Source organism: Rummeliibacillus sp. JY-2-4R, assembly GCF_053847205.1.
In genome coordinates this window covers 863,885-880,240 of record NZ_CM132623.1, presented here as the reverse complement: position 1 = coordinate 880,240, position 16,356 = coordinate 863,885, and the positions used below count along the sequence as shown (strand labels likewise).

Here is a 16,356-nt window from a genome sequence, read left to right as displayed (position 1 = left end):
ACCCCTAACAATCTAATCTATATTTTCATGGTATTGATTGGCATATAAACGTTTTCTTTCTTTTAATGCCTCTTCTGTCATCTGATCTGCATTTTTTTGATCGTTTTTATACCAAGTAATAAACACTTTACCAAGTATACATGCGAAAATAATCTCCTGCAAAATCTTCATAATAACTCCACCTAATTGTTGGTCTTCAACTGGTGACATGTTAGTAAATAATTCCGGTCCAGATAACGATAAACCTTGTAATGTAGAAGTGGGTACACATAGTTCCATTGCTTTCATCCATGTTTCACCATCAGTATAAGTCGCATAAAATGCCGTTGTTGAGAAAATGATTAATGCACATGCAGGTGTAATTAAGACCGCATTTGCAATTATATAGAAGAACTTATGTAAATCCTTCATAACAGGTTCTTCTTCAACCGTATTAAGTAATGGCCAATACATAAATAATGCAGACATAAATAGAACAAAAGTATAAATACCATGTAATGTTGCATCTAACTTAATAAAATCGAACACTAAAGGTAAGTGATAAAAAGAGAATAGAAAAACGAACACGAAAACAGCAATGATTGGTTTAGTTAAAAAGTGAAAAACCGGTTTGATATAAGGTAAATTAATCATACTTTTCCATAACCAATTTGGAATACCAATTATAAAGAAAATAGGAATAAATAATAGTAAGAAAGCCATTTGGACCATATGCATTGTGAATATTATATGTGACATTAAATCGATAGGCGAACCGACTATGATATATAACATGATCATCGCAAATACAAACGAAATTGCTTCTCCCTTTTTTAAAGGTTCACTATATTTAAAGTCTTTTCTCCACTTAATTGTAATTAAGAAATATAACACTGTAAAAAACAATAACACTCCAATTAACGTTGGACTCCACAGTGCTCGAAATCCAAAAATACTCAAAGGCATCGAAATTCGCTCCTTTTCATTCAATATCTTCATTATAAAGTGCTTACATCAAAAATAGCAATGAACGAATCTTGACAATTTCTTCTTGAATTGGTGTAACGTAAAATATTAAGAAAAAATCGAAATGTGAAATAGAAAAAATTAAAAAAACCGAGTCTATCATCAATAGACTCGGTCAATTTTAAATTTATTACCACCAAATGATTGTGACAAAAGTAAGAATCATGGTGAATGCAACGATAACCGCTGAGTACATAAAGAATTGAATCAATCCTGTATTCTTAGCACTTAAGTGCATGAAGTAATACAATTGAAGTCCAACTTGAACAGCAGCAAACAATAAAATCAATGGTATAACTAGATATAATGAAAAACCAGCTTCAACTGCAGCAAATGCGATAAATGTTAAGAAAATCATGATCGCAAAAACTGTTACTTGGTTGCGCATCTCTTGACCAGCTTGGCGGCGATATTGTTTATATGCAGCCTCACTTCTAGCTTCTACATGTTCGTCATGTGCCATTATTTCATCACTCCCATCAAGTATACTACTGTGAAGATAAATACCCAAACTACATCGATAAAGTGCCAATATAGTGATGCGATGAAAAACTTAGGAGCATTATAAAGGTTTAATCCACGTTTGGCATTTCGAAGCATCAATAAGATAAACCAGACTAAACCAATAACAACGTGCAAACCGTGAGTTCCTACTAATGTATAGAAGGCAGATCCGAAAGCACTTTGTGTAAATGTAAATCCTAAGTGTACATAATGATTAAATTCATAAATTTCAAATCCTAAGAATGCAAGACCTAAAATTACTGTAATCGCTAACCAAGCTTGCATTGATTTGAAATTATAGTTCCTCATATGATACATTGCATACACACTTGTTAAAGAAGAAGTTAACAGTAACATTGTCATGATGAACGAAAGTGGTAATTCAAATAAGCTATGAGTAGAAAACTCCATACCACTTGGACCTTTGTCTTTTAGAGCTAAGTAGGTAGCAAATAAAGTTGCAAATAAAACCGCATCACTACCTAAGTAAATCCAAAATCCTAGAAATTTGTTTTTCCCTTCAACTGTTGATTGCTCTGGGTGTTCTGGCCATGATTGTGGGGTAAATTTAGTTTTCAAATCCATTATTTGTTACCCCCTTTTTCATTCATTAATTCTTCTTTATGGACGTGGTAACCTAAATCATCTTTTAATGAACGATATGCCATTGAAAGAACAGTTATTGCTAAACCAACGATTAATACTGCTAAAGACCATGGTTTATCAGCATCTGGATGATATAGTGCACCGAATCCTGCTATAAATAAACCAACAACCATTATGAATGGTACGAAAGAATTATTAGGCATGTGAATATCTGAAATTGGCTCAGCATATGACATTCCTTCTTTATTTCCTTCCATTTTTTCAATCCAGTAAGTATCTAAACCACGAACAAGTGGTGTTTGTTTGAAATTATAAAATGGTACCGGTTGTGGAACTGCCCATTCAAGGGTACGTCCATCTCCCCATGGGTCACGGCCACATGGTTTTGCTTTAGCAGTTGTGATAATTACGTTAATAACTAAAATTATTACACCAATAGCCATTAATAATGCACCAATTGATGAAATAAAGTTAAATGTATCTAGTCCTTGATTTGGTAGATATGTGAATACACGACGAGGCATACCCATTAAACCTAAGAAATGTTGTACAAAGAATGTACAATGGAAACCAACAAAGAAGAATACAAAAGTTATTTTACCTAAAGTTTCATTTAACACCTTATTGAACATTAAAGGCCAATAGAAATGTGTTCCTGCTAGTAAAGCTAATACTACACCACCAACGATAACGTAGTGGAAGTGAGCTACGATAAAGTATGAATCATGTAATTGGTAGTCAAGTGGTGCTGCTGCTTGCATTACCCCTGTTACCCCACCTGCTACGAATGATGGAATAAATCCAAGTGCATAAAGCATTGGAGTCGTTACTTTAATAGAACCGCCCCACATAGTACATAACCAGTTAAAGATTTTCATACCAGTTGGTACTGCAATTGCCATTGTTGCAACAGCGAAAATAGCATTAGCAGTTGCGCCAAGACCTACAGTAAACATATGGTGAGCCCATACCATGAATCCAAGGAAACCGATTAAGATTGTCGCAAATACCATTGATGAATAACCAAATAAGCGTTTACGTGAGAATGTTGAGAATATTTCTGAGAAAATACCAAATGCAGGAAGTACAAGAATATATACTTCAGGGTGACCGAAAATCCAGAATAAATGTTCCCAGATGATTGTGTTACCACCCATAGTATGATCAAAGAAGTTCGCTCCAAACAGACGATCAAAAATCATAAAGAATATTCCAATTGTAAGTGGAGGGAATGCAAACAAAATTAAAGCACTTGCAACAAAAGTTGTCCAAGTGAACAAAGGCATACGCATAAACGTCATACCAGGAGCACGCATATTAATAATTGTCACAAGGAAGTTAATCCCTGAAATCAATGTACCTGCCCCAGAAATTTGTAAACCGATTGTATAAAAGTCAATACCATGACCTGGAGAAGCTAATGATAATGATGCATAAGATGTCCAACCAGCATCAGGAGCTCCACCTAGGAACCATGAAAGGTTTAAGAAAAGTCCCCCAAAGAAGAATAGCCAAAAACCTAATGAGTTTAAGAATGGGAATGCAACGTCACGTGCTCCAATTTGTAATGGAACAACAGCGTTCATAAATGCAAACAACAATGGCATAGCAGCAAGGAAAATCATTGTTGTCCCATGCATAGTAATAATTTCATTAAAAAGTCCAGCACTTACAAAATCATTATTAGGTTTTGCAAGTTGAATACGGATGAGCATTGCTTCAATACCACCGATTACGAAGAAGAGTGTACCGGCTATAAGGTAAAGAATGGCGATTTTTTTATGGTCTACAGTTGTTAAGAAGTCCCATATAGTACCGCCGAAGCCCTTTTTCTTTGCTGTTGAGCTCACAACTTTAACCTCCTTCAGAATAATTCAAATAAAATTCAACGTTATTTTTCTACAGATAAGCCCATTAAGTAGGCAGCTAAAGCATCTAGCTCTTGATCTGTGAATTTTTTACCGTTATTAATTTTTTCAGGTTGTGGCATTGTATTGCCTGGTTTTACAGATTGCGGATCATTAATCCATTTTTTGATATTTTCAGTGTTATGGTCTAACACACCAGCAACACGATGACGATCACCGAATGTAGCTAAGTTAGGTGCAATACCTGTGCCTGTACCTACACCAGATGTTGCGTGACATGAGATACAGCTTGTTTTAAAGAGCGCTTCACCTTGTTTTTCAAGAGCGCCAGTAGCTACTTGTTTATCAGAAGCTTTCATTTCTTTAACCCAAGTATCAAAATCTGCTCTACTTAAAGTTCTAACTTTAAAGTCCATTAATGCATGTGAAGGACCACAAAGCTCTGCACACTTACCATAAAATACACCAGTTTCAAGATCTTTAGATTCTTTATCGAATGTTAAATAAAACTTGTTGATATTTTCAACGTTCGTATCCATTTTACCACCGATAGTAGGTATCCAGAATGAGTGCTTTACATCACCTGATTTTAGATTAAAGTAAACTTTCTCACCTGTCGGAACAACTAATTCTTGAGCAGTTACAATTCCTTCATTAGGATATTCAAATTGCCACCAATATAATTTCGCTGTTACATTTACAGTTAATGCTTTTGCATGACCATTAGCGTCTTTAGCATCCATCGCTTTTGTATCAGCGAGCTTATAAGTAAGAGCTACTGTTGGTACTGCTAAGATTAGAAGTAAAATAATTGGAACAGCTGTCCAAATAACTTCTAGAGTAGTACTACCTTCTACTTGCTTTGGTATAACATTTTCTCCAACTCTTTTACGTCGGAATTTAATAAGTGCAAGTACATAAATTACTAATACTACCACGATAACGAGCGCCATAATAGCTGTTGATAATAGCATTAGATTGTGTTGTTCTTTACCGACTTCACCTGCTGGAGATAAAGTTGATAAATAATCCTTACCACAACCAGAAAGAAAAACAATAAGTGCTGTTAGCAAAGCGTATAGACGCCACTTTTTAAGCCCTTTCATCATAGCTTAATTAACCCCTCTTTCTTTGTCGTATTTCATGTGTAACCAGGACTATGGTTGATTTATATGAATTCTTTAACAGAAAGAACTCCAAAGTTAGCTAAAGATAGAAAAAATAATCATGGAAACAAATAAAATGGTCATATAGTTTAATGAATATATAAACATTTTGTTAGCCCATATTAAATCGTCTTTGGCTTTAATTCCTGTTATTGCAAGTATGAACCAACCAAGGTTCAACGTAGTAGCAAGAATGATAAATCCGATTCCAAGTTTAGTTAATAGAAACGGAAGTGGAAATAATAATACAACCCACAAAAGAATAGATTTTTTAGTCCTATCAAAACCTTTAACAACTGGTAACATAGGTATATTCGCTTCTCGATATTCTTCAGTACGTTTCATAGCAAGTGCATAGAAATGCGGAGGCTGCCATGCAAACATAATACAAAATAAAGCAAATGCACCTAAGCCTAATGAAGGTTCGACAGCGGCCCAACCTATTACAGGAGGAATAGCACCTGATATACTTCCTACAATTGTATTACTAACGTATCTTCTTTTTGACCACATTGAATATAAGACTACATAGCTTAAAATACCTGCTAGTCCCCACATACCGGCAGCAAATGATGCCATAAATAACAAAAATTCACCCACAAATAAAAGGATGAGTGCTACAGTCATTACAAATCTTGGTGTAAATCTACCAGTAACTGTTGGTCTTGACTTAGTACGTGCCATTACAGGATCTATATCTTGATCTATATAATTATTCATTGCTCCGGATCCAGCAATTATGAAAGCTGAGCCTATCAGAGTATAGAACAATATATCTAATTCCTGCAAAAAATGTCTGTCTGTAAATTGAAAAGCTAACCACAGCCCGGTAAAAGCAGTTACTAAATTTGAATTAACAATTCCAATTTTAATAAGTGCAAGAAAAGCTTTTACGAATGAACTGGTTCTTGGCTCGCTATTTCCACTGGTAGCTATTGCCCGACTATTAGACATTATACCCTTCCTTTCTATTTGATAAGCATATTCTGTTAACCTTACTATAACTAATATCTTGAAATTTTTCTAGACGAAAGCTAAAATTCATGTCGAAATAGTAGACCGGTGTTTTAATATACCATATTTATAGTAAATCATTTTATTCTTGGAAAATGTGAAGTTTATTGTTAGAATTTTTGAACAGTTTGTGAAATAAAATTGTATCAAAATATCAATATTTTTTTACAAGTTGTATTTTCTTCCTATTTTCGATATTATCAAATTTGAGGGTATCACAAAAAAGTGATTACTATATTTAAAGTAGGTGTCAATTTATTATGCAACAAAGTAAATTCATGAAATGGTTTGCTGTTGCTGCAACAATTGGAATGGTGCTCATTTTATTGGGCGGGGCACTCGTCACAAAAACGGATAGTGGAATGGGCTGTGGTAGAAACTGGCCTGATTGTAACGGATCCTTAATACCAAAACACATTACAACTGAAGTACTGATAGAATTTTCACATCGTGTAGTGACTGGCTCGGTATCAATTTTAATCTTCATATTATCATTTTGGTCTTGGAGAAAACTCGGTCACATACGTGAAGTAAAATTTCTTTCCTTTTTGGCATTATTCTTTTTAATAGCACAGGCTCTGATAGGGGCTGCACAAGTGTTATGGGGACAAGGTGACTTCATCTTAGCATTGCATTTTGGTATCTCTCTCATTTCTTTTGCAGCGGTATTATTACTAACATTAATTATTTTTGAAATTGATCAGAAGTTCAATGCAAACAATGTACATATCGGTCGTACACTAAAATGGCATACGATTGGGGTAACGATTTACTCTTATCTTGTAGTTTATACAGGTGCACTCGTACGTCATACAAATTCAGGTCTAATTTGTCCCGACTGGCCATTATGTCATAATAATTCGATTGGTTTACCGGACAACTTTTATGAATGGGTTCAAATGGGTCATAGATTAGCAGCAGCTTTGATATTCATATGGATATTAATTATCCTAATCCATGTAGTAAAAAATTATAAGAATCAACTTGTTCTATATTGGGGTTGGATTACTGCATTTGGAATTGTATGTTTGCAAGTTTTAGCAGGAATGGGTGTTGTATTAACGCGTTTAAATCTCATTGTTGCATTGTTACACACATTATTCATCTCTCTGTTATTTGGTCTACTATGCTATATGATTATGCTCATTTCAAGAAGCCATTATGAGAAATAATCCTACTAAAAACCCGTCTTTCAAATGAAAGACGGGTTTTCTCATTTTACTGTGTAAAAGCTTATTGAAATACAGGATGTATTCAATAAGCTTTTGTTTTCTTAAGCTATTCCCTTATGACATTAGTGATACATTTAATAGAGATATCCTGCTTCACACGCCAGCCCCTCGAGGGGATACATGAAGTATACCCGATAGCCGTTGCGACAGGACGTCGCGCTCTTAGGCTATCTTCCTTTAAACGGGCGTTTTCAGCATTTACTACAGTTATCCAGCTTCAGCGGCTAGACCCTCGAGTCATTTCAGTCCCTCGGTTGAAAGCTGAAAAGACGCTTTCAATTCGGGCCTTCCAATGATTTTCGGGTCTAAACGAGCCACTTCAGCATTTAATTTAAGATTCCATTTCGATTAGTAAGTCACCTGTTGAAATTGAATCTCCTTCGCTGACGAATATTTCTTTGATGATTCCATCTTTTGGTGCTTGTACAGTTGTTTCCATTTTCATCGCTTCTGTGATTAATAAATGTTCACCACGTTTTACAGGACTTCCTGGTGATACAACCACTTTTAATACTGTCCCTGGCATAGTGGCACCAATTTGATTTGCATTTGATGGATCTGCTTTTGCTTTTCTTTCACCAGCTACTTCAACAGTCATATCTTGAATGACAATTTCACGAGGCTGTCCGTTTAGTTCAAAATAAATGACACGGGTACCATCATGTTGTGGTTCACCAATTGACACTAATTTAATAATTAATGTTTTTCCTTTTTCAATCTCTACTTCGATTTCTTCTCCAAGCTTCATACCATATAGGAATGTAAGTGTATCTAATACAGAAACATTACCGAATTTATTATACGTTTCCATATACTCTTCAAATACTTTTGGATATAGTGCTGATGCTAATATTTCATGACCTGTAATTGGTCTATTATATTTATTAAATAATTTATCGCGGATTTCGATTAAATCAGTTGGCTCTAATAGTTCGCCTGGTCTAACTGAAATTGGTTCACGATCTTTTAATATTACTTTTTGTAATTCTTCAGGGAAGCCACCATATGGTTGTCCTAAGTACCCTTGGAAGAATTCAATAACTGAATCTGGGAAATCAATTACTTTCCCGCGTTCTAGTACTGACTTTTCATCCAAATCATTTTGAACCATAAACAATGCCATGTCACCAACCACTTTTGATGATGGCGTTACTTTGACAATATCACCAAATAATAAGTTTACGCGAGAATACATTTTTTTAACTTCTTCCCAGCGATCCCCTAGCCCTACTCCTTTTGCCTGTTGTTGTAGGTTACTATATTGGCCACCTGGCATTTCATGAACATAAATTTCTGAATGTGGACTATTCATTCCACTTTCAAAGTCTTTGTAATATTTGCGAACATCTTCCCAATAGTAAGAAAGTTTTTCTAATCCTTCAATATTGGCACGAACTTGACGTTCACTACCTTTAAGCGCATAGTACAAACTATTTGAGCTCGGTTGTGATGTTAACCCAGCCATTGAACCTAAAGCTGTATCTACGATATCTACTCCAGCTTCAGCTGCTTTTGCATATAGATAAATACCATTACCACTTGTATCATGTGAATGCAAATGAATTGGTAAATCAGTCGATTCTTTTAATTCTGAAATTAATCGATAAGCTGCTTCAGGTTTTAATAGTCCAGCCATATCTTTAATGGCAAGAATATGCGCACCAGATGCCTCTAATTCCTTCGCCATATCTTTATAATACTGAACAGTATATTTCGCTCTAGTGTCGTCTAAAATGTCTCCTGTGTAGCAAATAGTTGCTTCTGCAATCTTCCCTGCATTCCTTGCTCCATCAATTGCTACCTCCATACCTTTAATCCAGTTTAAACTATCAAAAATACGGAATACATCGATTCCCGCATCAGCTGATTTTTGGATAAACTCTTTAATTAAGTTATCTGGATAGTTTTTGTACCCTACTGCATTTGCCCCACGGAATAACATTTGGAACATAACATTTGGGATTTTTTCACGTAATTTAAGCAATCTCTCCCATGGGTCTTCTTTTAAGAAACGATATGCAACGTCAAAGGTTGCTCCTCCCCACATTTCTAGAGAGAAATAATTGTTCATTATGCGCGCAGTTTCATCAGCAATTTCAAACATATCACGAGATCGTACACGTGTTGCAAGTAATGATTGATGCGCATCACGCACCATCACGCATAGTTGTATCTGTTAATAACAAATCCTTTTGTTCTTTAATCCATTTTACTAACCCTTCTGGTCCTCTCTCATCCAAAATTTGTTTTGTTCCTGCTGGAATTGTTTCGATTCTATTAATTTGAGGCTTATGAGGTTTTGGATGAATTGGCTTTGATTTCTTTTCTATGCCAGGAAAACCGTTAATTGTTACATTACCAATATAGCTAAGTAATTTTGTACCACGGTCACGCGCCGGTTTAAATAAGAATAATTCAGGTGTTGTATCTATAAAACTAGTATCGAATTGACCGTCTATAAACTTAGGATGTTTTACAACATTCTCCAAGAATGGGATATTCGTTTTAATACCACGAATACGGAATTCTTGTAGATTACGCCCCATTTTAGATGCTGCTTCTTTAAATGTATTTCCCCAAGTTGAAACTTTAACTAATAAAGAATCATAATGTGGTGAAATAACAGCTCCTTGGAATCCATTACCTGCATCCAAACGAACACCAAAGCCACCGCTCGAACGATAAACCATTAATTTTCCTGTATCAGGCATAAAATTATTTTGTGGATCCTCTGTCGTCACACGTGATTGAATAGCATATCCAAATAGCGGAATTTTAGATTGTTCAGGAATATTAATCACATCACCATGCAATGTATATCCATTTGCGATGTTAATTTGTGCGTGAACAATATCAATACCTGTAACCATTTCTGTAATGGTATGTTCAACTTGAACTCGTGGATTTACTTCGATGAAGTAAAAATCGTCACCAGCTACTAAAAACTCTACAGTACCCGCATTTATATAATTTACATTTTCCATCAACTTTACGGCAGCATTACAAATTCTCTCACGTAACTCATGAGAAATAGAATTTGACGGTGCAATTTCTACTACTTTTTGATGACGACGTTGAATTGAGCAATCACGTTCATATAAATGAACAAGATTTCCCTCTTTATCACCTAAAATTTGCACTTCAATATGTTTTGGGTGAAGAATGCATTTTTCTACATATACTTCATCTGAACCAAACGCGGCTTTCGCTTCTGATTTTGCACGATCATATGCTTCTTTTGCTTCCTCTGCATTTTGCACAACACGCATCCCACGTCCTCCACCACCTAAGGCAGCTTTGATCATTAATGGATATTGATGTTGTTCCCCAAAAGCTAAAACTTCTTCTAAAGAATCTACAGGACCATCTGTACCAGGAATAACAGGGATCCCTGCTAATAGAGCTTGTTCTCTAGCTTTTACTTTATCGCCAAACATATCTAAGTGTTTTGATGTTGGACCGATAAAGATAATCCCTTCCTCTTCGCACCTTTTTGCAAATTCCAAATTTTCAGATAAAAAACCGTAGCCGGGGTGGATTGCATCTACTCCAGCATCTTTGGCGATTTCAATAATTCCTTCAATATCCAAATAAGCATCTATTGGCTTTTTGCCATCCCCAACAAGATAAGCCTCATCTGCCTTATATCGATGGTACGAACCGCTATCTTCCCTTGAATATATTGCTACGGTATGAATGTTCATTTCTGTACATGCTCGGAATACGCGAATCGCAATTTCACCACGATTCGCCACTAAAATTTTATTAATCGCCATAAAAAATCCCCCTTAGCTTATGTAATCTTTTTTAACAACCATGGAGACATTTGCCAGTATCCCCATAGCTAAAGATAACAGAATTATCGAAGTTCCGCCATAACTAATAAAAGGAAGTGGTACACCTGTCAATGGAATAATACCGCTCAATCCCCCTACATTGACGAAAGTTTGAATTCCAATCCAACTTCCAATGCCAGCTGCAATCATTCTTGCTAAAGGATCTTTTGCTTTAATCGCAATACGCATTGCTTTAAATACAATAAATCCTAAACCAAATAAAACAATTGCAATACCGAAAGTACCTAATTCTTCGGAAATAATAGCTAAAATAAAGTCTGTTTGAGGTTCAGGAAGATATCCCATCTTCTGAACTGATTGTCCTAACCCTAAACCCTTTACGCCACCTGAGCCAATTGCGTAATAGCCGTTAACCATTTGGTAACCAAATGCATCAGCGTCCTGGAATGGATTAAGATATGCTTTTAAACGGCCCATTCGACGTTCAGTAAAAAATGAATCTTTGAAAATCAAAAGTCCAAAAAGAGCTATTGCAGCCAATCCTATTAAACACCCAAAGATTTTACCAAAAGTAGCAAACTTCATACCGCTAGCAGCCATTACCGACAAGATGATTATTGTAATTAAGCCAATTGCACCTAAATCCGGCTCTAAACCAATTAATATTATAGCTGTTCCTAATACCATTAATGGTGGAACAATGGACTCATTAATAATATCCAACTTTCCTTTTTCTCTCTTTTTTGAAAAAAACGCTGCAAAATATAGGATCATACCTAATTTAGTAAGTTCTGATGGTTGTAAGTTAAAAAAGCCTAAGTTCAACCAACTCTTTGCACCTGAATGGCCAGGACTATATCCAAAACAAAAGACTGCAAACAATAAAGCGAGCATTGTCGAAATAATTAATAACATCATATTGCGATCCTTATAGCGTTTATATGGAATGACTAATCCTACAAAAAACGCAACAGCAGCAAGAATTAAATTCATCAGTTGTTTTTTATAAAAATAATCTGGTGTTGTTTGTAAAGTGTTCACTGCCCAGAACATACTAGCGCTATAAATCATTACTAACCCAAAAAGACACAATATTACATATGTAAAAAACAACGGGTAATCAAAAAATTTCATATACTTTTTGAAATATGTTTTCATAATATAACCTCATTCATTATTAGCAAAAAAACCCAAACAGCGTTGTGTTTGAGTTTTTTACTTATTCTTTCGTGAATGCATCATGCAATGCAGACAACTCTTTTTCAAGTGAATCGAGAATTTCTTTTCCCTTTTCACGCTCAAGCAGGCCCAGTTTAACTGCAAAATCAATTTCTCGCGATAAACCGAACATTTGCGTATCTAAAACTTCTTCGTACAAAGGACATTGTGGCATTGTTAAATGCTCCATTTGGACTCTAATTAATTTTACTATTTTATCCGCATCGGCAATTAGGAGTTCCAATGCTTTCTCCTGATACGAACTTTGTGATTTTGTATCCATGAGGACGCCCCCATTACCTGATATTTCTTCAATTCTATCTTAATAAAGTTTATCTTTTGCTAAGAGAAAATGCAAGCATCTATATTTCAAAATGAGAATCATAATATTATTTCTTTCTATATCAATATAAAAAGCGGTATACTAAATGATGGAATGCAACATTGGAGGAGGAAAATCAATGGAATCCATCATTCAAGTTAAAGGTAACGTCAACTTTCAAATTACATTAGATTCTTCAGTTTGGATTTTTGATGACCGTAAACTAAATTTAGAAACCTATTTCATCGAAAAGCCTGTTGAGGTAAATGCTGATGAAGAATATATCGAAAAAGCCGGCAAGTTCTGGTCACGCGAAATCATGGAAGGAGCAATTTTTCCACCAACTTTGAAATCAGAACGAAAATTTGACCGTAAAAGTATGTCGACAGGTACTTTCGGTATAAAAATAGAGCCTTTTATAAATAACGCTGAACCAAAAGAGAATGCAACAACTGTGATTTTTGAGACAACAGCCGGTAAAGAATATCGTTATAACATTGAAGATGCCAAAAAGCTTATATTCCAATTTAGTAAAGAAGGTCAAATGCTAGAAGAGGATGGTCCTGTCTACTTGTTAGCAGAAGATGGCTCAAACTACGAAAATCCTATAAAAGGAATCGTAGGTATGCAAGTAGTATAAGGAGGAGTTATTTTATGCGAGTAAAATGCGTAATCTGTGATATTATAAACGACATTCCAGATTTCTCACAAGAAGCAAAAAAATTACGCAATCGTCCTATACACACATATATGTGTCCCACTTGTCACGACAGAATTACAGAGAAGACCAATGCAAGACTTGCGACAGGGAAATTCCATTTTATAAGAAGAGCTGTACAAACAGACGAAGAATTATAAAAAACATGGCAGAGTATCTTTAGGTACTCTGCCATGTTTTTTATTTAGATGAATAAAATTTAAAATCAAAAAGAGATACCAAGTCATGACCCGGTATCTCTTTTATATTATGATGTAGCTTCTTTTTTCTTATCTCTACGTAAACGAATTTTGTAGACGATTAATACTAAAGCTGCCACGATTAATCCCTCTACCATTGGTAAGAAGAATGCTAAAAAGGTTAATATAATACATCCGAAAAACAAAAACACATAAATCACAGCTGTTTGCCATGCCTTTAATGCCGATCTTGCAAATCCAAGATGATAAACAATTGCAGTCAGTAAGAAAATAACTACAAGTAGAATATAACCTGCAACCGTGTAGCTTGGTGCACTCTCATAAATATATCGAGCAATACCAGACATACGATTAAAAACTAAATCATGGCCATCAGTAGATGTAGATGTAGCAGCTTGCAAAAAATTCAGTTTTAATAATAAACCGGACTTAAACAAGATCAACATCCTCCAGTCTAGCGAAAATTATACTTCTGCGCTACGAGTTTTTTTAGCTGCTTTTTCGCGTTCGTTTTTATTTAAAATTTGTTTACGAAGACGAATAGACTCTGGTGTTACTTCTAGGTATTCATCATCGTCTAAGAACTCTAAAGCTTCTTCAAGAGTTAAGATTTTTGGTGTTTTAATAACGTTTGTTTGGTCTTTTGTAGCTGAACGAACATTCGTTTTTTGTTTCATTTTTGTGATATTTACTGTAATGTCGTTATCACGTGAATTTTGACCAACAATCATACCTTCGTAAATTTCAGTACCAGGTTGTACAAATAGTACACCACGGTCTTCTACTTGCATCATACCATAAGTTGTAGATTTACCAGTTTCCATAGATACAAGTGCACCATTACGACGGCCACCAACGCGCCCAGATGCAACTGGTTGATATGAATCGAATGTATGGTTAATGATACCAAAACCTTTAGTTAGTGACATGAATTCAGTTGTGTAACCGATTAAGCCACGAGCTGGTACCATGAAGATTAGACGAACTTGTCCATTACCTTCATTGATCATGTCTTGCATTTCACCTTTACGATCACCTAGTGATTCAATGATTGAACCTACAGATTCTTCTGGCACATCGATTTGTACACGTTCAACTGGTTCACATTTAACACCATCAATTTCTTTGATGATAACTTTTGGTTTAGATACTTGCAATTCGTATCCTTCACGACGCATGTTTTCAACAAGGATTGATAAGTGAAGTTCACCACGACCTGATACTGTCCAAGCATCTGGAGAATCTGTTGGTTCAACTCGTAAAGAAACGTCAGTTTGTAATTGAGATAGTAATCGTTCTTCAATTTTACGAGAAGTTACCCATTTACCTTCACGACCTGCAAATGGTGAGTTGTTTACTAAGAAAGTCATTTGTAAAGTTGGTTCGTCAATATGCATTGGAGGAAGTGGATCAAGGTGATCTTGAGGACATACAGTTTCACCTACGTTGATTTCTTCCATACCAGATACAGCGATTAAATCACCAGCATACGCTTCTTGAATTTCTTCACGTTTTAAACCGAAGAAGCCGAACATTTTCGTAACGCGGAAGTTTTTCACTGTACCATCAAGTTTTGCTAGAGATACAGATTGGCCAACTGAAATTGTTCCACGGAAAACACGACCAATACCGATACGTCCAACGAAGTCATTATAATCAAGTAACGCAACTTGGAATTGAAGAGGTTCTTCACGATTATCTACTGGTGCAGGAATGTGACTAATGATTTCTTCGAATAAGCATTTCATGTTTTCTTCTTGTTTAGCTGGGTCTGGATCTAATGAAGCAGTACCGTTTACACCTGAAGCAAAAACAACTGGGAATTCTAATTGATCTTCATCTGCGCCTAATTCGATTAATAAGTCTAAAACTTCGTCGACAACTTCTTCTGGGCGAGCTGAGTCTTTATCAACTTTGTTTACTACTACGATTGGTGTTAATTTTTGTTCTAATGCTTTTTTAAGAACAAAACGAGTTTGAGGCATACAACCTTCATAAGCATCAACTACTAGTAAAACCCCATCTACCATTTTCAAGATACGTTCAACTTCACCACCGAAATCGGCGTGTCCTGGTGTATCCAAGATATTGATTTTAGTATCTCCGTAGTGAACAGCAGTGTTTTTTGCTAAGATTGTAATACCGCGTTCACGTTCAATATCGTTAGAGTCCATTGCACGTTCTTCTACATGTTCGTTTGAACGGAATGTCCCTGATTGTTTTAATAATTGGTCGACTAAAGTTGTTTTACCATGGTCGACGTGGGCAATAATTGCTATATTTCTGAGATCTTCTCTTAAATTTGTCATTGTTCCACTCCACATTCTTTTTTCGAGTCCATAACTGTGCTATTATAACATAAAAAAATAGTTTTTTGTCATATTTGCTTGGCTTTTTAAACTTTTTTTATTTTTCTCAAGTAAAAACCTTGCTTATATTAGTATTTCGTTTGAGAATAGAATTATAATTATTTTTTGGAGAGGATTATTATGAATAGAGCAAAAATCGTCATGGCTATCTTTGCATTAGCAGGGCTATTAGCTATATGTTCAATTGGTTATGCAATAGCTGCTGGTAGTTTTTCAGGGATTATCGGTGGAATCGTTGCTGTTATTGTAGTTTTTGGCTTAGGCTTTAAAACAAAACGTAAATTTCGTGACCAAGGATTACTTTAATAATGGTAATTACAATATAAAGTAAAAAGAG

General features: G+C 35.3%; 14 protein-coding genes and 1 pseudogene. 4 read left to right on the top strand and 11 right to left on the bottom strand.

Annotated features, from left to right (window positions below; all coding sequences use genetic code 11):
- Positions 1 to 12: 12 nt before the first annotated feature.
- The 6 genes from ctaG to cyoE all read right to left on the bottom strand — a co-directional run bounded on the left by ctaG (position 13) and on the right by cyoE (position 6,103).
- Entirely contained in the window at positions 13 to 945 is a 933-nt protein-coding gene (gene ctaG / locus ACWV26_RS04040) for a cytochrome c oxidase assembly factor CtaG (RefSeq protein ID WP_455897093.1), read from the bottom strand.
- A 190-nt stretch (positions 946 to 1,135) separates the two neighbouring features.
- On the bottom strand, positions 1,136 to 1,468 hold the full coding sequence (locus ACWV26_RS04035; RefSeq protein ID WP_455897092.1) for a cytochrome C oxidase subunit IV family protein: 333 nt from the start codon (positions 1,466 to 1,468) through the stop codon (positions 1,136 to 1,138).
- Entirely contained in the window at positions 1,468 to 2,094 is a 627-nt protein-coding gene (locus ACWV26_RS04030; RefSeq protein WP_455897091.1) for a cytochrome (ubi)quinol oxidase subunit III, read from the bottom strand. The genes ACWV26_RS04035 and ACWV26_RS04030 overlap by 1 nt, the downstream gene beginning before the upstream one ends.
- The gene (locus tag ACWV26_RS04025) at positions 2,094 to 3,965 is read right to left on the bottom strand and encodes a cbb3-type cytochrome c oxidase subunit I (RefSeq protein ID WP_455897090.1); all 1,872 of its coding nucleotides are present in this window, start codon (positions 3,963 to 3,965) and stop codon (positions 2,094 to 2,096) included. Before ACWV26_RS04025 ends, ACWV26_RS04030 begins: the two co-directional genes overlap by 1 nt.
- A 41-nt stretch (positions 3,966 to 4,006) precedes the next feature.
- Entirely contained in the window at positions 4,007 to 5,092 is a 1,086-nt protein-coding gene (gene coxB / locus ACWV26_RS04020; protein ID WP_455897089.1) for a cytochrome c oxidase subunit II, read from the bottom strand.
- A gap of 93 nt (positions 5,093 to 5,185) precedes the next feature.
- Positions 5,186 to 6,103, bottom strand: coding sequence for a heme o synthase (cyoE, locus tag ACWV26_RS04015; RefSeq protein ID WP_455897088.1), 918 nt, complete (start codon positions 6,101 to 6,103; stop codon positions 5,186 to 5,188).
- A 320-nt stretch (positions 6,104 to 6,423) separates the two neighbouring features.
- Here cyoE and ACWV26_RS04010 point away from each other — a divergent pair, with 320 nt between their 5' ends.
- The gene (locus ACWV26_RS04010) at positions 6,424 to 7,335 is read left to right on the top strand and encodes a COX15/CtaA family protein (protein WP_455897087.1); all 912 of its coding nucleotides are present in this window, start codon (positions 6,424 to 6,426) and stop codon (positions 7,333 to 7,335) included.
- A gap of 391 nt (positions 7,336 to 7,726) precedes the next feature.
- On the opposite strand, the pseudogene pyc reads toward ACWV26_RS04010, so the two are convergent.
- The 3 genes and pseudogenes from pyc to ACWV26_RS03995 form a co-directional block, all read right to left on the bottom strand.
- Positions 7,727 to 11,171, bottom strand: a pseudogene (gene pyc, locus ACWV26_RS04005) (pyruvate carboxylase).
- A 12-nt stretch (positions 11,172 to 11,183) separates the two neighbouring features.
- A complete protein-coding gene (locus ACWV26_RS04000) occupies positions 11,184 to 12,350 on the bottom strand; it encodes an FtsW/RodA/SpoVE family cell cycle protein (protein ID WP_455897086.1) in 1,167 nt (388 codons plus the stop codon).
- 61 nt (positions 12,351 to 12,411) lie between these two features.
- Entirely contained in the window at positions 12,412 to 12,693 is a 282-nt protein-coding gene (locus ACWV26_RS03995) for a DUF1507 family protein (RefSeq protein ID WP_455897085.1), read from the bottom strand.
- Positions 12,694 to 12,871: 178 nt separating this feature from the next.
- Here ACWV26_RS03995 and ACWV26_RS03990 point away from each other — a divergent pair, with 178 nt between their 5' ends.
- On the top strand, positions 12,872 to 13,372 hold the full coding sequence (locus ACWV26_RS03990; RefSeq protein WP_455897084.1) for a peptidyl-prolyl cis-trans isomerase: 501 nt from the start codon (positions 12,872 to 12,874) through the stop codon (positions 13,370 to 13,372).
- A 14-nt stretch (positions 13,373 to 13,386) separates the two neighbouring features.
- Positions 13,387 to 13,590: a YlaI family protein gene (locus tag ACWV26_RS03985; protein ID WP_455897083.1), complete on the top strand. Its 204-nt coding sequence runs from the start codon at positions 13,387 to 13,389 to the stop codon at positions 13,588 to 13,590.
- Positions 13,591 to 13,697: 107 nt separating this feature from the next.
- On the opposite strand, the gene ACWV26_RS03980 is transcribed toward ACWV26_RS03985, so the two are convergent.
- A complete protein-coding gene (locus tag ACWV26_RS03980) occupies positions 13,698 to 14,096 on the bottom strand; it encodes a YlaH-like family protein (RefSeq protein WP_455897082.1) in 399 nt (132 codons plus the stop codon).
- An 18-nt stretch (positions 14,097 to 14,114) separates the two neighbouring features.
- Positions 14,115 to 15,959 (bottom strand): translational GTPase TypA, encoded by a 1,845-nt coding sequence (gene typA / locus ACWV26_RS03975; RefSeq protein ID WP_455897081.1) that lies wholly within the window; start codon positions 15,957 to 15,959, stop codon positions 14,115 to 14,117.
- Between the two features lie 180 nt (positions 15,960 to 16,139).
- Here typA and ACWV26_RS03970 point away from each other — a divergent pair, with 180 nt between their 5' ends.
- Positions 16,140 to 16,325, top strand: a complete 186-nt coding sequence (locus ACWV26_RS03970; protein WP_455897080.1) for a DUF5325 family protein — start codon at positions 16,140 to 16,142, stop codon at positions 16,323 to 16,325.
- Positions 16,326 to 16,356: the final 31 nt, after the last annotated feature.